Origin of the sequence: Methyloligella solikamskensis, assembly GCF_042676065.1 — a bacterium.
GTDB lineage: Bacteria > Pseudomonadota > Alphaproteobacteria > Rhizobiales > Methyloligellaceae > Methyloligella > Methyloligella solikamskensis.
This window is the reverse complement of sequence record NZ_JBHTJO010000001.1, coordinates 653,200-672,254: the sequence shown is the minus strand read 5'-3', so window position 1 is coordinate 672,254 and position 19,055 is coordinate 653,200. Positions and strand designations below refer to the sequence as shown.

At 57.0% G+C, this 19,055-nt stretch carries 18 protein-coding genes; 7 read left to right on the top strand and 11 right to left on the bottom strand.

Annotated elements, in window-relative coordinates; all coding sequences use genetic code 11:
- Nucleotides 1-558: 558 nt before the first annotated feature.
- A complete protein-coding gene (locus ACFQ2F_RS03350) occupies nt 559-906 on the bottom strand; it encodes a DUF488 domain-containing protein (protein WP_379085683.1) in 348 nt (115 codons plus the stop codon).
- A gap of 287 nt (nt 907-1,193) precedes the next feature.
- Here ACFQ2F_RS03350 and ACFQ2F_RS03345 point away from each other — a divergent pair, with 287 nt between their 5' ends.
- On the top strand, nt 1,194-2,009 hold the full coding sequence (locus ACFQ2F_RS03345; protein WP_379085680.1) for a class I SAM-dependent methyltransferase: 816 nt from the start codon (nt 1,194-1,196) through the stop codon (nt 2,007-2,009).
- Nucleotides 2,010-2,166: 157 nt separating this feature from the next.
- Nucleotides 2,167-2,529: a cupin gene (locus tag ACFQ2F_RS03340; protein WP_379085677.1), complete on the top strand. Its 363-nt coding sequence runs from the start codon at nt 2,167-2,169 to the stop codon at nt 2,527-2,529.
- A gap of 206 nt (nt 2,530-2,735) precedes the next feature.
- On the opposite strand, the gene ACFQ2F_RS03335 is transcribed toward ACFQ2F_RS03340, so the two are convergent.
- Both ACFQ2F_RS03335 and ACFQ2F_RS03330 read right to left on the bottom strand, forming a co-directional pair.
- Nucleotides 2,736-3,389, bottom strand: a complete 654-nt coding sequence (locus ACFQ2F_RS03335; RefSeq protein WP_379085674.1) for a carbonic anhydrase — start codon at nt 3,387-3,389, stop codon at nt 2,736-2,738.
- Nucleotides 3,390-3,506: 117 nt separating this feature from the next.
- On the bottom strand, nt 3,507-3,935 hold the full coding sequence (locus tag ACFQ2F_RS03330) for an Rrf2 family transcriptional regulator (RefSeq protein WP_379085671.1): 429 nt from the start codon (nt 3,933-3,935) through the stop codon (nt 3,507-3,509).
- 89 nt (nt 3,936-4,024) lie between these two features.
- Here ACFQ2F_RS03330 and hmpA point away from each other — a divergent pair, with 89 nt between their 5' ends.
- Nucleotides 4,025-5,263 (top strand): NO-inducible flavohemoprotein, encoded by a 1,239-nt coding sequence (gene hmpA, locus ACFQ2F_RS03325; protein ID WP_379085669.1) that lies wholly within the window; start codon nt 4,025-4,027, stop codon nt 5,261-5,263.
- A gap of 154 nt (nt 5,264-5,417) precedes the next feature.
- On the opposite strand, the gene ctaD is transcribed toward hmpA, so the two are convergent.
- The 4 genes from ctaD to ACFQ2F_RS03305 form a co-directional block, all read right to left on the bottom strand.
- Nucleotides 5,418-7,019, bottom strand: coding sequence for a cytochrome c oxidase subunit I (gene ctaD / locus ACFQ2F_RS03320; protein ID WP_379085666.1), 1,602 nt, complete (start codon nt 7,017-7,019; stop codon nt 5,418-5,420).
- Between the two features lie 125 nt (nt 7,020-7,144).
- Nucleotides 7,145-7,534, bottom strand: a complete 390-nt coding sequence (gene fdxA, locus ACFQ2F_RS03315) for a ferredoxin FdxA (RefSeq protein ID WP_379085663.1) — start codon at nt 7,532-7,534, stop codon at nt 7,145-7,147.
- A complete protein-coding gene (locus tag ACFQ2F_RS03310) occupies nt 7,531-7,956 on the bottom strand; it encodes a group III truncated hemoglobin (protein ID WP_379085660.1) in 426 nt (141 codons plus the stop codon). The genes fdxA and ACFQ2F_RS03310 overlap by 4 nt, the downstream gene beginning before the upstream one ends.
- A gap of 145 nt (nt 7,957-8,101) precedes the next feature.
- A complete protein-coding gene (locus ACFQ2F_RS03305; protein WP_379085657.1) occupies nt 8,102-9,316 on the bottom strand; it encodes an NnrS family protein in 1,215 nt (404 codons plus the stop codon).
- A gap of 305 nt (nt 9,317-9,621) precedes the next feature.
- Between ACFQ2F_RS03305 and rnk the strand changes: the two genes are divergently transcribed.
- Nucleotides 9,622-10,029, top strand: a complete 408-nt coding sequence (gene rnk, locus ACFQ2F_RS03300) for a nucleoside diphosphate kinase regulator (RefSeq protein WP_379085654.1) — start codon at nt 9,622-9,624, stop codon at nt 10,027-10,029.
- An 18-nt stretch (nt 10,030-10,047) separates the two neighbouring features.
- Nucleotides 10,048-11,241, top strand: a complete 1,194-nt coding sequence (locus ACFQ2F_RS03295) for a pyridoxal-phosphate-dependent aminotransferase family protein (RefSeq protein ID WP_379085651.1) — start codon at nt 10,048-10,050, stop codon at nt 11,239-11,241.
- An 8-nt stretch (nt 11,242-11,249) separates the two neighbouring features.
- Here ACFQ2F_RS03295 and ACFQ2F_RS03290 read toward each other — a convergent pair whose 3' ends face one another.
- Both ACFQ2F_RS03290 and ACFQ2F_RS03285 read right to left on the bottom strand, forming a co-directional pair.
- Entirely contained in the window at nt 11,250-11,723 is a 474-nt protein-coding gene (locus tag ACFQ2F_RS03290) for an Rrf2 family transcriptional regulator (RefSeq protein WP_379085648.1), read from the bottom strand.
- A 115-nt stretch (nt 11,724-11,838) separates the two neighbouring features.
- Nucleotides 11,839-12,480, bottom strand: coding sequence for a hypothetical protein (locus tag ACFQ2F_RS03285; protein WP_379085645.1), 642 nt, complete (start codon nt 12,478-12,480; stop codon nt 11,839-11,841).
- Between the two features lie 146 nt (nt 12,481-12,626).
- Between ACFQ2F_RS03285 and ACFQ2F_RS03280 the strand changes: the two genes are divergently transcribed.
- The gene (locus tag ACFQ2F_RS03280; protein WP_379085642.1) at nt 12,627-13,373 is read left to right on the top strand and encodes a sulfite exporter TauE/SafE family protein; all 747 of its coding nucleotides are present in this window, start codon (nt 12,627-12,629) and stop codon (nt 13,371-13,373) included.
- A 31-nt stretch (nt 13,374-13,404) separates the two neighbouring features.
- Here the strand turns inward: ACFQ2F_RS03280 and panE are convergent, their stop codons facing one another.
- Complete coding sequence (panE, locus tag ACFQ2F_RS03275; protein WP_379085639.1) at nt 13,405-14,322, bottom strand: 2-dehydropantoate 2-reductase; 918 nt, start codon at nt 14,320-14,322, stop codon at nt 13,405-13,407.
- Nucleotides 14,323-14,675: 353 nt separating this feature from the next.
- Here panE and ACFQ2F_RS03270 point away from each other — a divergent pair, with 353 nt between their 5' ends.
- Nucleotides 14,676-15,179: a cytochrome P460 family protein gene (locus ACFQ2F_RS03270; protein ID WP_379085636.1), complete on the top strand. Its 504-nt coding sequence runs from the start codon at nt 14,676-14,678 to the stop codon at nt 15,177-15,179.
- A gap of 775 nt (nt 15,180-15,954) precedes the next feature.
- Here the strand turns inward: ACFQ2F_RS03270 and ACFQ2F_RS03265 are convergent.
- On the bottom strand, nt 15,955-19,017 hold the full coding sequence (locus ACFQ2F_RS03265; protein WP_379085633.1) for a tail fiber domain-containing protein: 3,063 nt from the start codon (nt 19,015-19,017) through the stop codon (nt 15,955-15,957).
- Nucleotides 19,018-19,055 lie beyond the last annotated feature (38 nt).

Sequence of the window (19,055 nt, the reverse complement as noted above, 5' to 3'; positions counted from 1 at the left end):
TAATGGCTCTTCGAGTGAGAACCGCTCAGGGCAAAGAACAGCGCTCGATGCTTCGATCCAAGAAGGAACTCACCTTGTGAGGAAGGGGTCTCAGAGAGGCAACTCGATTTCCAATCGTATCATCTCACCAGAAAGGTAAGAGCTCACCTCAGGATGCCGGGGAAGACCGAGCGCCAAGAACGCCTCGTGCTTCCGCGAACACAAATAAGATTGAAGTGCCTGCTTAGCGCGAGCGGCCGCCTCTCTTTTCGTCTTACCTAAGCCATCACAACCGACCATGGCCACCGGACTCACGCGATAGAGACCCTCCGCCCGCATTACCCTGCAAGGCCAATAATACGGCAACACCGCAGACGACAGCTCGACCATGGCGCAAACGCCTCATTCACCTGTCCTTCAATCACAGAATCAATCTGCGAATGCTTCACATGCCGACGAAAAAAGACCGGCCCTCCAAAGGAAGACCGGAAAGGAAGCACCATGACCGGCGCGCCACGGTGCACACAAATCTCTCTTTCGATTCGAGATCGGTATCTCAATCGACGGGCTTCAAACCTGCTACTGCAGCTTCTCTATGTATTCTTTCAGTACTTTTGCATGAGTATGATCAGTATCCTTGGCTCCATAAAGCAGTATTATCCTTTCTTCCTTAGACTCTCGGACTAATGATCTAACTGTGTCCTTTTTCTCACTAAGTTCATGCAGATATTTCTTCCTGAACTCACCCCATTTTTCAGCGTCGTGAGAGAACCACTTTCTCAACTCGTCTGACGGCGCACATTCCGCCCAGTGAGCATCGAGATGTGCTTCCTCTTTTGAGATTCCACGAGGCCACAGACGGTCCGCCAATACTTTATATCCGGACGGAAGCGGTTGATCATAAATTCTATGTATTGTTACTTCCATTCTTAACTAGACCTCTAACCTAAACCTATTGTCTTCTAGCTCTTAGCTATACACACAACTTCACTTATTATTGGATTCGAAAAATTAAAATTGTGGGGCCTACCCGTTCAGCCCTTCCATTACTATTGGAAGTTCACCGACGTTGGTTTAAAGATATATCACGAATATTTCTAAAGTCCACGGCCGATCGTTTCGAAGAGGTGATGGGGTGTGTGCGGACCTTCCATCGTGAAGCTCGACCAGCCGCACTGTCGATCGTCCAGCTGCGACCGGTAAGGAAGCTCATCATGACTAGCCACTCGACTGCTTCATCTGATTTCCCAGGGGATGACCTCGACATCGCCAAAATGCCAGGGCATTGGCTCCTAGCACGGCTCGGAAAACGTGTGCTTCGGCCAGGAGGTCTTGAGGCGACGGAAGCGCTCATCAAAGGGTTGATGATCACCTCTGATGATGAGGTCGTCGAATTTGCACCGGGCCTTGGATCTACCGCCCGTAGGATTCTCGCATTGGCGCCTAAACGCTATGTCGGCGTCGAAAGAGACCCTCGAGCAATCGCCGTAGCGCGAAATTGCTTCCAGTCGGCCAACGTTTCGTTCGTCGAAGGCATAGCTGAGAAGACCGGCCTACCTGACGAATGCGCCTCGGTCGTCATCGGCGAAGCCATGCTGACAATGAATCCGCCTGAACATAAGAAGCGCATCGTGCAAGAGGCCCAACGTTTGCTGCGGCCAAGCGGACGCTATGGCATTCACGAGCTGTGCATCGTTCCGAGCGGGCTCGATTCTGAGCACCGGGAGACTATCGAGAGTGATCTGTCATCCGCTATTCGCGTCGGCGCACGGCCTTTGCAGGAGCTCGAGTGGCGGAAGCTCCTAGAGAATGCCGGTTTCGTTGTTACCGAGGTCGGTTATGCGCCGATGCACCTTCTCCGCTTGAGGCGCTTGATCGGAGACGAAGGGCTTTTCGGTGCGATCCGGATTGCGAAAAACATACTGACCAACCGAAAAGCGAGAAAGCGCGTCTATGGAATGCGTGAGTTATTCGAGCGGCATCAGCAGAACCTGAACGCGATCTATATTATCGCCGAGAAAACAGGTTAGTCGCACAATGATCACCGCTGGCGCTCCACCCTATGTCACTCAGGAAAAATGTGACTCTGGATATAGGGTTGCACCGATGACTCGGAACGTTATCTGAAACGCCCCGAACAAGCCTTCTTCAATCTGTTTTCGTGAGATCCAGAAAGGATACGCTTATATGGCGCTTCATCACGCACAACCCGGAGAAATCGTCGACCTTGCACCGCTAGGATCGGCGATTGCTAACGCCCGAACCAGCGCGATCATAAAGACAGGTCAATTCGAAGCAATCCGCCTCGTCGTGCATGCTGGCGCCGAGATCCCTGAACACGAGGTGCCAGGTAACATCACTTTGCACTGCCTCGAAGGTCGCGTTCATGTAAGCTTGACGGATTCACACTTGGAGCTCGGACCGAATGAATGGGCTTACCTGGAAGGTGGAGAACCCCATTCGCTCAAGGGCATTGAGGACGCGTCCCTGCTATTGACGATATTCTTTCCTCACCCCTCTCCCCAGTCGCTACCTTCTGCAACAGAATAATCTTTTCCAAAGCGTGATCGCTAAACCCATGTGCTCAATCCGGCGTGAGGCCAATGCGCCATCGTCTTCCGAAATCGAGGGCAACAGACAGTTGTGAGCATCGGAACGCCCACACGTCCGGGATCCGGCTGAACGCCTTTGACCGTGAGAGAATTTCGGCATTTTCAGCGCGACACGAGCGATTTACACTGTCATTGCCTCCTCGCCTAGATGATCGGCGCGAAATATCCATGTGCGGGGTCAAGCTGAACAAGTTTGTTGTCTCCGATATCGAGATGCAGCCCGTGCAGAGAGACGAGCCCTTGCGCCTCACGCTCCTTGAGCGCCGGGAAGCTGCGCAGCTTGGCAAGCGACGACCGCACGCCGGCGAGCTCCATAGCCATCACCTCGCCGTAGGTCGCGACGTCAGACTCGTTCAGCTCGATGCCTTCGAGAAGCGTCATCCACCGCGAAATGAAGCTGTCGCCGCCGCCCAGGAAGCTCGGCCCTTCGGAGGCGATATTTTCGCCTTCGCGCATCTTCCGGTAGGCCGAGATGCCGCCGCAATGGGAATGGCCGATGATGATGTGGGGCACCTTCAGGCCCAGCACGGCGAACTCAATGGCCGCAGACGTGCCGTGATAGAAGCCCTCCGGCTCGTAGGGCGGGACAAGATTGGCGACGTTGCGCAGGATGAACAGTTCGCCCGGCTCCGCATCGAAGATCTTGGAGACGTCGACCCGCGCATCGCAGCAGCCGATCACCAAAGCCGTGGGCGTCTGACCGAGCTCCGCGAGCTGCCGATAGCGGCCCCGCTCGGAAGCATGGATATCCCGCCGGAACCGGCGATGACCTTCAACGAGATCCTTTGGAAGCGGCACTGTCTTTCACCCTCCTAAATGTGTGTGGCAAAGTTCGACTATTTCGCGCTGAGGCTGGTTTGTCGGGCAGCTGAAAACATTCGTGCCCTGTCAACACCGACATTCGAAGCTCACCATCTAAGATGGCCTCACCTCGTTCAGCGCCTTGAAGATCGCGCGGTTACCAGTGGCATCGGCGAGAGTGTGCTGGTTGAGATCGTCGAGGAAGGAACGCGTCGCCTCGTGCAGGTAGCGCTTCAGGCGGCAAGCATCGACAATCAGGCAGCTATTGGTGTCACGGTCGAAGCACTCGACGATGTGCATATGGGGTTCCAATGCTTCGACCAGATCGCCGAGCCGCACTTCTCGTGCATCGCATGCGAGCCGGATACCGCCACCCTTGCCCTTGGAGCTGGCAATATAGCCTAGCTGCGCAAGGCGATGAACGACCTTCACCAAGTGATTGCGTGAAATACCGTAGCGCTCGGCAATCTCGCCGACGCTGCAGAGTTTGTCTGGACGGCTGGCCAGATACATCAGGCTGCGTAATCCATAATCGGTGAACATTGTGAGCTGCATGGTGCGGCCTAATAGCGCTTTCAAAGTGGTGCGGTTTATAATATGTACTTTCTATACATATTAAAAGGAGGAACGCGATGCTCAGCGCAGAGACCATCTCGATCGTGAAATCGACAGTGCCTGTCTTGGAGGCTCACGGAGAGGCCCTGACACGGCACTTCTATAAGCGGATGTTCTCTCACAATCCGGAGGTGAAGCCCTTTTTCAATCAGGCACATCAGCGTGCTGGTTTGCAGCAACAGGCGCTTGCGGGTGCCATTTGCGCCTACGCGGCGAATATCGATAATCTCGACGCTCTCGGTCCTGCCGTTGAGTTGATTGCTGAAAAACACGTTTCGCTCCAGATCAAGCCGGAACAGTATCCTATCGTGGGCGAAAACCTGCTGGAGTCGATCAAAGAGGTACTCGGCGACGGAGCCACCGACGAGGTCATTCAGGCCTGGGGAGAAGCCTATGGTTTTCTGGCCGAGGTCCTGATCGGAAGAGAAGCTCAGATCTACAAGGAGATCGCGTCGGAGCCGGGGGGCTGGTCCGGATTCAAGCGCTTCCGCGTCGCTCGCAAGGAAAAGGAGAGCGATATCATCACCTCTTTCTATCTGGAGCCGATAGACGGAAAGCCGCTACCCCACTTCAAGCCGGGACAATACATTACCCTTCAGGTGCCGACGCGCGACGGCAGCACAACTATGCGCAATTACAGCTTGTCCGACAGACCTGGGAAGGCTTGGTTCCGGATTAGTGTGAAGCATGAAGAGAGCAAGGGACCGGATGCACCGGAAGGCTATGTCTCGACCAGGCTTCACCGCGAGACGGATGTTGACGACGAGATCGACGTGGCGGCGCCCTGCGGCGAGTTCTATCTTCATCCCGATCTGGACCCAAAGCGTCCTTTGGTGCTGCTCGCCGGTGGAGTCGGCATCACCCCTCTCTTTAGCATTCTTGCAGATGCACTGCAGACAACTCCGGACCGCGAAATTTTACTCGTTCACGGAACGCTGAATGAGAGTCTCCAGGCCTTCAAGCCTGTGATCGAACAACTGGCTGAGAAACACCCCAACTTCCGACGTCATTACTGCTACGACGAGCCCGCCAGGGACGGGGCTCAACGTGAGGCCCATATGACGACGGGCCTGGTCGACGACGCCGTTCTCGATCCGCTGTTGCCGGCGGACAACGCAGAATACTATTTCTGCGGACCACGACCTTTCATGACTTCGATTTACCGGCAGCTCACGGCGCGGGGAATTCCTAACGAGAATCTCCACTTCGAGTTCTTCGGACCACGCGGCGAGTTGGAGACGGCTAAGGCCGCGTAGCGAATTGCATCACGGTAGGCGCGGCCGGGATTACTCCCAGCCGCGCCTACCTTCTATGCTTCGCGTGTTCAGTGAACAAACTTGCCCGTCTGGAGCATACAAGCGTTACGCGACGTGCGGACTGTCCGCGCAGACGGTCACTGTAACGACTCGCCTATCGCACCCTAGGTAGTGTCTGAAAGCTGTGAAACGGCGGCGGTGATGGAAGCGTCCATTCCAAGGTGGTGGCTCCAGCGCCCCAAGGATTCGCGGGAGCTCGCCGCCGAACCCAGAACATATTCGCTACGCTTACGAAGAAGACCAGGAAACCAGCGAAAGCTGTGAACGCTCCAATCGAGGCAATGAAATTCCAACCCGCGAAGCTCTCGGGATAATCGACAATGCGTCGCGGCATGCCTGCAAGTCCCAGGAAATGCATGGGGAAGAAAGCCATGTTGGCCCCCAGGAACATGAGCCAGAAATGCAGCTTTCCGAGTGTCTCCGAATACATGTACCCCGTCATCTTGGGGCACCAATAGTACCAGCCCGCAAAGATCGCGAACACGGCACCGACCGACAGCACGTAGTGGAAGTGAGCGACGACATAGTACGTATCGTGAAGAGAGCGATCGAGCGCGGCGTTCGCCAAAACGACCCCGGTAACGCCGCCGACTGTGAACAGAAAGATGAACCCAAGCGCCCACAGTAGTGGCGTGCGGAAAGCTATCGATCCGCCCCACATCGTCGCAATCCAGGAGAACACCTTGATTCCGGTAGGCACGGCAATGACCATCGATGCGAAAGCGAAATAAGCCTGCGTCTGCACTCCGAGCCCGGATGTGAACATATGATGGGCCCAGACCACAAAGCCAATGAAGCCGATCGCGACGAGTGCGTACACCATGCCCAAATATCCGAAGATCGGCTTGCGAGAGAACGTCGAAACGACATGGCTGATCATACCGAAGCCGCCAAGGATCATGATGTAGACTTCCGGATGGCCAAAGAACCAGAACAGGTGCTGATACAGCACTGGATCGCCACCCTGCGCTGCGTCGAAAAACGCGGTACTGAAATTCCTGTCGGTAAGAAGCATCGTCACCGCGCCCGCCAGAACCGGAACTGACAGAAGCAACAGAAACGACGTCACGAGTATCGACCAGACATACAGCGGCGTCTTGTGCAACGTCATACCCGGTGCACGCATATTGAAGATCGTGGTGATGAAGTTGATCGCACCAAGGATCGAAGACGCACCTGCCAGATGGATGGAAAGGATGACGAAATCCATCGCACCTCCTGGACTGCCGCTCGTCGATAACGGAGCGTAAGCTGTCCAACCCGTACCGGCACCGGCCGTCCCAGGCGTTCCCGGCATAAAGAATGAAATCAGGAGGAGCGCAAAAGCCGACGGAAGAAGCCAGAACGAGATGTTGTTCATGCGGGGAAAGGCCATGTCGGGTGCGCCGATCATTAGCGGCACCATCCAGTTTCCAAATCCTCCGATCATCGCCGGCATGATGGCGAAGAAGATCATGATCAGACCGTGACCGGTCACGACGACGTTGAAGGCATCTGGGTTGCCGAATAGCTGGAGTCCCGGAAACATCAGTTCGGCGCGCATGATCATTGAGAGCAATCCACCGATCATGCCGCCGAAAATTGCGAAAATCAGATACATCGTACCGATGTCTTTGTGGTTGGTAGAAAAAGCCCACCGCCGCCAACCGTGCGGTCGACCTTCTTGAGCGACATCGAAAACCTGAGAATCGACCACTGCCAAATCCTCCCGGGGTGTTGTGCTGCCCTGATAGGAAGGCTGCGGGCTGGATGCGTCATGCCCGCAACCTTCCTCTTACAACGCGCTCCGGTGGGGGACCGGGACGCGTCGACCTTTAATCTCTAGCCGGGCTCTCCGCCTGTTCCGCCCTGTTCGCTCGATTGCGTTTCGAGCTCCCCGTCGCCGCCGGAACGGGGAGAAAAGTATGTCTCAAATTTGTCTGGGACTCCGTCGAACCGCTCGGCGTCGGCCGGCGGCTCTCCCTTTGCGGCAATGTTCGGCCAGAGCTCCGCATATTTGGCGTTGAGCTCGAGCCACATTTCGAGACCTGAGTTCGTGTCGGCGACGATCGCCTCTGCGGGACACTCCGGCTCGCACACACCGCAATCGATGCATTCGTCAGGATGAATGACGAGCATGTTCTCGCCTTCGTAGAAGCAGTCCACTGGACATACCTCCACGCAATCCATGTATTTGCATCTGATGCAGTTGTCGGTGACGACATAGGTCATGACGAGCCATCCCCATTCGGATGATCGCCTCCGCTAGGCAGCTGGCGCTGCAGCCGTCGTCCTATTGTAGAGACCTTCTCTCGAAATACAGTCGCGAGATGTTGATCCGAAAGCTCATCACAAGTGACGTTAAACAGATCCATCCACCGAGATAGCAGCTTCTCGTCGATGGTCAGGCGCAGATGTACACCCTCTGGATCACGCGGACTCTCTTCGTCAGGTAAAATCTGACTCGACCAGAAGCTGCGCATCCTCTCAATGTGCCCGGTCCAGTCATTACCGATTTGGCTGCCGATGACAGATCCAAGCTGCGGATCCTGACGCACCTTTTCGTAGAAGCTGTCTACAAGCCGAACGATCGCTTCTTTCGCTGCGGAGGCGCTCCGTTCTCCTACCATTTCGGAAGGCCGAACCTCTGACATATGCTTTTAACCGCTAAACATGCACAGGAAATACATCTTATCCAGAGATCAGCGGATAAAGCAATATACAACGTATTTGTTTTAGCGGTCGGCTCCGCACGGATGATCGATCGGCTAGAGCCATCCCACGCAGGCCCAACGGAGTTCACTCTTGCCGGGCTTTGACGCCCGAGGTCGTTGGCCTGTCTCCTAGTAGTATGGGGCCGTATAAGATGGCGAAAAGCGCAAATGCGGAGATCCAAAGCCAGCCAGAAACCGATACCAGCGTGAGATAGGATCCTGACGTGAATGGAGCCGCAGTCCGCATTACCGCCGCTAGGGTTACCAGTGCGTAGATCGCCGCGGTAGGCAGCCCGACAGTCAGTGGATGGCCGGTGTGGCCACGCGAAGCTCTCGTCATGACCGCTAGGATCATAGTGCCAATAGCACCGGCCGTAAGAGCGTGCAGCCCCGCTGCATAAGGTATTTCGGCTGAGAACAACACGCTGCCGGCTAGCAAGACCAAGCCAAATGCGACCCATGCGTAGCCGAGATGCAGGACCCAGAGCAGTGGCTCTGAATAGGTTCGCCATCCCTGCCACCTGACGAGCCGGGCAGCACTGATCGCGCCGGCGGCTATCAGGGCAAACGCCGTCAACGTCGACGTCGGCAGCGCCACCCAAAATGCGGACGCGACCAAAACCAGAACCAAGGTCACCGTGTCGAAGCGGCTGAAAGGCACGGGAAGGACCGGACTGTCACGCTTCACGAGCCAGTTTCGCGTGAAGCTTGGAATTATCCGTCCCCCGATGAGGCTGATCAAAATCACAAAGACCGCCACTCCAAGCCGTTCGCCCAGGAGGGTACTGGGCAGAATACTATTGACCTCCAGATGCGTGATGGCATTCGCGGCAAACAACACTCCGACCGCAATGACGACTGGCAGGTTGCGCCAGTTCCGGCCGGCGAGGATTTCCCGGAGCACGACACCAAACAACAAAGCCAGAAAGGCAAGATCCAGAGCAGCCGCAGCGATATCTCCGATGGCGTCGGAAATCGACATCGCCACGCGTCCCAACACCCAAACACCGAAGAGGACGATAAGGGGCACTCCCTGGAGCGGCATCCGCCCTGTCCAGTTTGGAATCGCGGTCAACAAAAAACCGGTTGCCGCCGCAGCCGCGAATCCGAACAGCATCTCATGGGCATGCCATTGAGCTGGTGGGAAATTGCTGGGTAAGGATGCATCTCCACGGATGACGATCAGCCAGATCAAGATCGCCAAGCCAGCCCACAGCCCCGCTCCCAAGAAGAACGGTCGAAAGCCCTGCCGGAAAAGGGCGGGCCCATTGAACTCCTTGTATCGCGGGATACCAACCATCACGACAATTCTACCATACCGACGTTTATTGCATCGGAGAGGCCTGCCGATCGAACTCTGTGTTCGCATTGACAAGTTGCCGTTGGCGGCCTAGAGGAGATCAATGTCTCGGATATTGTCATTTCATTTGCGCCTCCCTCTGAGAGGAAGCAACGACGCAGGCATCTAGCCCCGGCGAGACGCTGCCGCTCGCGCGGGGATTACTTCACAACATTCATTTTTCATAGGTGCGGGTGACCATCGGGTCGCACGCGCCTTCCTGCGTCGTCGCGCACTCGCGTGCCGACAATTCGTGAGACACCACAATGCCTGATGTTCTTTCCGATGCACTTCCTCGTATCGTCATAAGCCTCGTCGAGGAACAATGTTTGACCGCGATGGCGACTGGCGCGTCCGAACGCATTCCGGAAGTGGCTGCCGTTCTGCTCCGCGAGCTTGAGCGCGCAGACCTGGTTCCCGACAATGAGATGCCCTCCGACGTTATCCGGCTCGACTCGGTCGCAGAGGTCGAACTGGATGATGCCAAGCAGCTCAAGCTTCAACTGGTTCTCCCGGCGGAGGCCGATATCAGCGCGGGAAAGGTTTCAATTCTAACGCCCATAGGCGCCGCGCTACTCGGCCTCTCACCCGGGCAGGAGATGCAATGGTCAGGCAATGACGGGCGTCACCACCGCCTGACCGTGAGAACGGTCTCAAATTCCACGCGCGCTTGAAGCTGATTGGAGAGCAACATGCAGACTCGTCCATCCCAACCAATCGAATCCTCCGATCTAGAGCACTTCCTTCAGGTTCCAGGTCCGACCTTTGTCCCGGAACGGATTCTTGCGGCCATGCACCGTCAAATGCTCGATCACAGAGGACCCGAATTCCAGACTCTCACCCGTGAGGTCCTGGACGGCCTCCCAGAGATTTTTCGAAGTACAGATCCCGTGATCCTATTCCCATCTTCCGGAACCGGAGGATGGGAAGCGGCGCTGGTAAACACTCTCTCGCCTGGCGACGCCGTTCTATTTCTCGTCGCCGGCCACTTCTCGATGCTGTGGTCGCGGATGGCGGCGGAATTCGGTCTCGACGTCCGCGTGCTCGAAAGCAATTGGCATAGGGGTGCCGACGCTGCGGAACTCGAAGTTTATCTTCGTTCCGACGCTGACCGGAAGATCAAGGCAGTGTGCGTCGTGCACAATGAGACTTCGACGGGCGCAATGACGCAGATTGGCGACATCCGCGCCGCCATCGACGCCACCGGGCATCCGGCCCTTCTTCTCGTCGATGCTGTCTCTTCCATCGGAGCGATGGACTATCGACACCAGGAATGGAATGTCGACGTCACTATCAGCGGGTCTCAAAAGGGCCTGATGCTTCCGCCGGGGCTGTCTTTCAACGTCGTAAGCGAAAAGGCACTCGAGGCGGCAAAGAGCGCGAAACTGCCGAAATCCTATTGGGCTTGGAGATCGATGCTCGCTCACAACGCCGACGGATACTTCCCGTTCACGCCGCCAATATCCCTAATCTACGGTCTGGCCGAGAGCATGATCATGCTGAATGAATGGGGCTTGGAGAACGTGTTTGCGCGTCATAAGCGCCATGCGGAAGCCGTCCGTCGCTGTATCGCCTATTGGGACCTCGGCATCTGGTGCAAGGTTCCACGCGACTATTCTCCTGTCGTGACAGCTGTGGTCATGCCGTCTGGCCACGACGCGGACGCGTTTAGGAAGCTCGCTCGGGAGCGGTTCAACATTTCGTTGGGAATGGGTCAACAGAAATTGGCCGGAAAGGCATTTCGTTTCGGTCATCTTGGCTACACGAACGACAATCTCATCCTTGCAGGCCTGGAAGCTGTCGAATCGGCTCTCGAGCACGCTCGCATTCCACATCGGCCAGGAGGCGTCGATGTTGCCTATCTATTTCTGAACCGACGTCGCTAGAAATTTCATCAGTTCGTGACAGAACTCTTCCGGCCAGGAACCTTTCTGTCCAAGCTCAACAGGGCCGCCAATCGATCCCGAGGCCCCAAGAGATCTGCGAGGGTATAGCGGTCGAGTGCGCATAAGAATTCATCCAGTGCCTTAGCTAGGGCGACGCGCAGTATGCAACTTCCAACAATGCAACATCGGCCGCTACCCGGCGCCTGGAAGCACTCGACAAGCGCCATGTCCTCCTCGGTGTGTCGGATCAGATCACCGACCCCAATGTCTGAAGGTTCCTTGGCCAGACGGATTCCGCCGTTCTTCCCCCTTAGGGTGTCGAGGTAGCCCAACTGTCCTAAACGATAAACGGCCTTCATCACATGGCCTCGCGATATGCCGTAGGCAGTGCAGATCTCGTCTATCGTGCACAAACGATCATCATGCACGCCGACAAATATGAGAATACGCAGGCAGTAGTCCGAGAAGGTCGTCAGCCGCATAGGCGATCAGCTTTTCTTGCTCATTCCGATAGTATCTTTAATAGCGGAAGGAGGACATGATCTCCAATGTCCTCCTTCCATCATCTAAATAGCGAGATGCATTGGCACCTCTCGCTTAATCCGCTGCTTCAATTTTACCACACGCGATGGGCAGCGTGATGTGGGCGGGGATATCGCCGAGCGAGGCGACGGAGTCAGGAAACTCGGTCTTCGGATCAACACCATGGATGAAAACCACCCGGCGCTCGAGGTCAAGATCCTGACCGTTGAACGCCTCGGCAAAGGCTTCTTGCAGCTTGGCAAGATCGACGGTCTGTTCGTAATGATACGATCCATCGGCGTCCGCCTTGGGGTAGGACTCGCTCGGAATCTCCATGCTCGCAGGCTTGTCATGGAACGGGACCATGGTCGTTCCTGCCTTGGGCTCTGTCTCTTTCAGATCGACAATCCCGTCTCCATTTGAGTCATCTTCTGCGGACGGACAGGCAGCTGCTTTTTCGCCGTCGGCAAATCCGTGAAAATGCTGAAGATGCATAATCCCGGCAGGCGCTCCCTGCACATCCACAATGATCGTCAGCTTATCACCGTCGCGAACGAAGCTTGCCTTTCCTTTGGTTTCGCTTCCGGTCACTGACTCGTTCAACGGCTGAAGTTCCGCGGTGTGCTTGGACGCGTTATCCGCCGATGCCGGTCCGCACGCCAATGTGGCCACCAGGCCGGCGATTGCAGATACAGTGGGCATATTCATCAGTCTCATGAAGCTTTCCTCCCTGAATAGCTTCTTGACAGCTTCTCCATCACCGAGGTTATCAAGAGCACGCTCATAAAGAAATATTTGATTTATGTCTTTTCGCTCATCTCACTTCGACGCCCTGCGCCTCCTGGATTAAGACCGCCATATCCATGATCGATTTTCTAGTGCTGGCCGGTGCCGCCTTCTCAGCCGGTGTCCTCAACGCCATCGCAGGCGGCGGGACATTTCTCACGTTGCCTGCCCTCGTTTATGTGGGCATCTCGCCCGTAGCGGCGAATGCGACAAGCACGATCGTGGTCTGTCCCGGTTATGTCGGGGCGACTTTGGGCTTCCTACCCGAGCTGCGCACAGTCGATCGCAGTGATCTTGGTAGAACAGTAGCGGCGAGTATGGTCGGTGCCCTGATAGGCTCGTGCCTTCTAGTGGTCACCCCGGACAACGCATTCAACGTCATCGTGCCGTTTCTACTCCTGGCCGCGACCGTCGTCTTCGCAATGGAGAAACGTCTGCGCGGCTGGCTGACTTATCAGTCGCTCAGCTTCACGCCCTACGGTGCTGCGGGAACATTCGCTGTGTCCGTCTATGGTGGCTACTTCAACGGCGGCCTCGGGATCGTCCTACTGGCTCTCTTTGCACTTTGGGGCATGACCGACATCAATGTGATGAACAGCCTCAAGAACGTCCTCTCCATCGCAATCTCAATTATCTCACTCCTGACGTTTGCTGCGGCTGGAATTGTCGCCTGGCCGGAAGGGTTATTGATGATGGTGGCTGCAGTGGCTGGCGGATATTGCGGCGCTCCACTATCGCGCGCCTTACCAACGCAGGTCATCCGCGCCATTGTGATCGTCACAGGGACTACTATGAGCCTGATCTTCTTCGCCAGACTGCTCTAGCTTCCTGGAGCATGCAGCGCTCGCGAACGGATCACGAGACCGCACGCTCTTGGTCGTAAGCTTGCATGTTCGTCAGACTTATCCGCAGAAGTGGTGCGGAAACGCTTGCGGCCCGTGCGCGCTCGAGCATGTCGCCCAAAATATGCTCGTGCTCCGTGCGCTTGTTATTGACCATGTCCCGATACATAGACGCCGTTCCCTTCGATCCTCGCTCGGTCAGCGAGCCCACCATCGACCGCATTGCCTCCGCACGCGGAGCATACCCACTTGCCGCCGCTGTCGCCGTACACTCCTCCAGCATTTCGCGGATTACGGCCTCTCCTTCCTGCGTCGCGACAATCGCACCGACGGGCGCGCGCATCAGTGTAGTCATCCCCGCATACGTGGCCAGAAAGACGAATTTCTCCCACATCTCCTGGAGGATCGTCTCGCTCATCACAGGATGAAATCCGCCACGCGCGAGAACTCGGTACAAGGCTTCCGCGCTTTCGGACTGATCTTCCGTCCGCGCGCCGAAGACAAAGCGTTCTAGCTTGTTCAGGTGCTGGATCTCACCGGCATCGCTCACGGTGACTCCAATATGGCAAAGTCCACCGAGGACGTGTTCGCGACCGAAGCAGCTATCAAGCCGCTCCAAATGGCGGACGCCATTCAGCAACGGCACCAGGAGTGTAGACGGACCAACGGCTGGTGAGATCGCCTCTATGGCCGCGTCGAGATCGTAGGCTTTGCAAGCTAAGAGCACTGCATCGTAAGCCATATCGGCCTCGGTCAAAATCCGAACCTGCTCTTTCACATCACCGAGAGGACTGCTTATCGTTAGCCCGTTTCGGGAAAGCAGTTTGGCGCGCGCCGGCCGGACCAAAAATGATACATCGACCCCCGCCGAGGCCAGTCGCCCGCCGAAATAACCTCCGATGCCACCTGCCCCAAGAACCAATACGTTCACAATAGCGTTCTCTTATTATTAGCCAGCCTTGCACTCTGGATGTGTTCGTTTCCCCATGGAGTCGCACCGGCTGCGGGAATCTATCCGCACAACTCCGCAACCCATAGCTCATATCGCACAGTCCGTTGTGATGCCTCGAAACACAATCTTTGTTGCCAAATCGAGAGGCCTCACGCAATCGCTCTAGAAAGCGCGAATGCAAAGCATAGCTTGTTGTCGTGTTGGGAAGTATTCCCCACCCAGCGGCAATAGTTGCCTTCAAAATGTCGTTGAGTCCCACGCTGGCAGAGAGGCAGGCTCGATACCTATCACCGTCCGTCAAGTGCGGTGTCGTTGAGATGGGGAGTTCAATCATGAAGAGAACTATAGCTTTGTTATTAGGGTTCAGCGTTATTGCCAGCGTCGCGCTCGCTAAGGAGGAGCGCATATCGTTTCCAGCTGATTACAAACAATTCGAAAACTACCTGAGCCTTGATCGGGTACAGAACCACGATCAAATCATCCGACTGTTCGCCAATGACGCAGCTATTGAGGCAGCCGGACAAGGACGCGAGCTCCCTTACGGATCTGTCATCGTAGGCGAGGTCTATAAGGCAAAGACCGACGACGATGGTAATGTTGTAACCAGCTCGCTAGGCCGCCGAATCCGCGGGAAGCTCGCGGCAATCGCTGTCATGGAAAAAGGTGAAGGTTGGGGCGAGAAATTCCCTGACGATTTAAAGAATGGCGATTGGGACTTCGCCATCTTCTCGCCGGATGGCAAGCGGCTGGATAAGGATCTCAATACCTGTCGGTCGTGTCATGCACCATTGAGCGAGTCTCAACATCTTTTCTCGCTGGAGCATTTGGCTCGATAGAGCGGCTGCAGTAGATGAACTGGCGATTTGGCTGGGAGGTAAAGTCTCCTAGCCAGTCGCAAGCCTTCCTTAGAGTTTTGAAAGAATGGCTACCGACGGCTGTCCCGGCCGAAATGGGTAGGTGCGGAGCGTTTCGACTTCGCTACAGCTACCAGGCGTCAGCGATATGCGTCGAGGATTGCCTTGCTTAACGACACCAGTCTCGCCGCCGAGGGCAAGACGTGCCATGGCAGTGATAAGGCTCAGCGAGCCCCTCCCCGATCAATATGTCCCCTGCCCTGCGGCCGTTGACGCTCAGCACACCGCAGAAGCGGCCGAAGTTGCAGCTTCGTGTCCCTTCGGTACCGGGTGGGCATGCGCACGGGACGCGGCGCAGGTTGGCCGAGCCCGCTGTAACCAGAGCGCGAAGCCGGTCACGAGCTCGTCGGGCAAACGCACGCTCTTCCGAGCAGTCGCCCCTTATTTCCGGGGTATTGAACCCGACGAGTCTGAAAACGCCCTCAGAGGTCTCGACAGTGTCTCCATCGAGGACTGTGATGCTCGCCGACTTGCCCTCGTGTCCAATCTCAATCTGGCCTGAGCTGAGCACGAGCCATACCGCGCCTACACACAGGCACATCAAGATGAGTAGGAGAGATATGGCCCGAAGGCTATTCCGCCGGCCATGTCTTTGGTCACGGATGGGGGGACGCGTGTTTCGCCCCCTCTTCCTGAAGTCCCGCTGGATCACGTTGCCCATAGGGATAGCTATAGCGCCTCAGCGGTAATCAAGCCTTTAGCGGATGGCTTGGCCTTCTCTCAGCTCGCGAAGCTCCTGCCGCAGATGCTCAAGCTCCGCCGCCTGGTTGTCATTGGCCGCTTTCAGATCCTGCACAGCCTTTACCAGCAGCGGGGTCAGCCGGCCGTAATCGACCGACCAGGGTTGAGCGCCCTCCTCCAGCGGCGCTTGGCCGTCATCGCCATTGGTGGCGACCGCTTCCGGGAATACCTCTTGAAGCTCTTGAGCGATGAAGCCGGTTTGCACGGTGTGGGATGGGTCGGACCTATAGTTGAAATCGCGAACCTGGACCTTCATGAGGTCTTCGAGTCCGAAGCGGGTTTCGACAATGCCGGTCTTCGTGCGCCTGTCGGAAACAGCGGTGTAAACCATCGTGTTCGCGCCGGACTGGCTGAGCGAGCCGAGAACTGTACCGTCTGGCCGCGTGAACTGCATCAGCATCGCGCCGCTTCCGGTGCCGTCGACGCCGGCGACAACTTGCAGCCCATGCGCGGTTGTCGCATTGCCGGTATTGGCGATGCGCGCGGCATAGCTCGACGTGTTCGCGGTGATGACTTCCAGAGTGTGGTCTGGCTCGTCGGTACCGAGACCGAGGCGCTTGTTCGCATTGTCCCAGAAGAGATTGGACGTGTCACCACCGAGGCCGCCGGCGGCGGCTTTGAACTGGATGGCTCCGGTGCTGCTGGCGGCGGTGGTTCCGCCGAGCGTCGTGCTGGGCACCCAGCTGGCGCCGTCGAACACCAAAGCCTGGCCGCTGCTCGCACCACCGATGCTGACGTCACTCAGGCTGGCGAGGGTCGCAACGCCGGTCTGCAGCTGGCTTTGAAAGCCGGCGTATTGGCAGAACGTGACGGCGACGTTCTTGGGGCGAGTTTCGTTTGCTGTGCGCGGCGTGCCATTAGTACCATCCGTGATAGGATCTCTTACAGTATTTTCGTGACTTTGAGTTGTGTTCCCTCCGCCAGCGCTATGAAGGTGACCGCTGCTGCCCGAGGTCGCACCCACTGTCGTATTGTAATGGGCATGCCGGTGACCCTGCAAAGCATCACCTTGCATATCGCCGGCCGCCCGCGTCCCATCCGGATCATTCCCCGCACCATTATCAATCCCCCGCAGGAAGCGGCCGCGAGCAGCTTGGTATTCGCTCCAGCCCGTGGGACAGCTGGACGCCTCGAAAGCGGCGATAGTGCCGGTGGGAACGCCGATGCCGATATTGCCCCAGCTGGAGCCGTCGCAGACCTGCATCGTCCCGCTGGTGTAGCGAATGGTGCCGGTCGCGCCGGCGTTGCAGGTAAGCGTCGTCGTGGCGCTGGTCAGCTGCACATAGCTCGACGAGACATGACGGCTGCGGACATTCGTCGCCGAGATGGTCGGCAAATAGCTCACCGCATTGCCGAGATAGCCCCACGTGGTGTCGTTGCTGGAGAGATTGATGAGGCCGGTCTCGCTGACCGCCGTTACCGCCAGCGTGCCGGAGGTGATGCGGTCGCCTAGGGCGGTGCTGTCGCCGGTTGTGCTGACGACCCAGCCCGAGCCGTCGAAGCGAATGACATCGCCGGCTGACGCGCCGGAGGTGTCAACATCGCTTAGGTCATCGAAGCCGCCAACGCTGCTCGTCGTGCTCGGCACCCAGCTGGCACCATCGAACACCAAGGCCTGGCCTGACGTCGCGCCACCGACACTTACATCGCTCAGGCTGGCCAATGTGGCAACGCCGGTGGAGAGCTGACTTTGAAAACCGTTGTATTGACAGAAGGTCACTGCGACGTTCTTGGGCCGGGTTTCGTCACCGCCGGTCGCCGAACTGTCAAACACCGCGATGTCGACACCATGACTGTGAGCGCCATCATCGCTTGTGGTTGTGTAGTTGTCGGCACCACCCGATCCCGTTACTTCATTTCCGCTCCCACCCCCAGACAAGTTGTCCCGAAACCACCTACGGTGATTATGCTCTCCGTCTGTACTAGTGGTCGTCAGAGGAGGGTCGACTGAATGCAGATGGGAGCGCAGTTCGTCGCCTTGGGTGTCACCCGCCGCCCGCGTGCCATCCGGATCATTCCCCGCCCCGTTATCAATCCCCCGCAAGAAGCGGCCGCGTGAGGGAGTGTACTCGCTCCATCCGGTGGGACAGCTGCTGCGGGCGAAGGCGGCAATGGTGCCGGTGGGAACGCCAATACCGATGTTGCCCCAGGCGGAGCCATCGCAGACCTGCATTGTGCCGCTGGTGTAGCGCATGGTTCCGGTCGCGCCGGCGTTGCAGGTAGGCGTCGTGGTGGCGCTGGTCAGCTGCACATAACTCGACGAGATATGGCGGCTGCGAACGCTGGTCGCCGATATGGTCGGCAGGTAGCTCACCGCGTTGCCGAAGTAGCCCCACGTGGTGTCGGCGATTGAGAGATTGATGAAGCCGGTTTCGCTCACCGCCGTCACCGCCAGCGTGCCGGAGGTGATGCGGTCACCGAGAGCAGCGGTATCGCCGCTGGTACCGCCTATGAAGTTGAAAGCCCGCCCGTTAGCATACAGCCATGAGATGCTCTGATTGCAGTCAGTTGTTGTGATGTTTGAGTACGAGCTAAACGCTCCATCGCTCGCAAATTTTACATCCATCGAGTTCGATTGGGTCCCTGGTCCAATCTTTGAGTAATGCTTCACTCCACCTGGCGTAGCCGAGCTTTTGTAGAGGATCTGCATCCCGTAGTTCGGGTTTGATATGAAGCACATAATTGCATCCGGCCATTCTGACTGGATGCTGGTGGTGCTCATGGCCGTGGAGACATCTACCGTCTCCCATCTGCTTGCCGAATTATTGTAGCGCAGCACCGCTCCCTCAAACGGCGTGCTCGCCGAGACATCGGACAGCGTAGCCAGACTACCGCCACCGGAGCCCAGGGGCTGCCACGCATCCGCCTCGTCGCAATACTCGAATTGATGGGTGGTGGAATTGTAGTCGATCGTCCCTTCCTGACCGTCGGGACTGGTGCAGTCGGCCACAGCGACAGCGCTCCATGCCACCAGCCAGACCACTAGGCCAAGCAGACGAACGGGCGCGAGCGATTTCATTGTTTTGATTACGAGCAACTTTCGCAGGTTGCCGACCC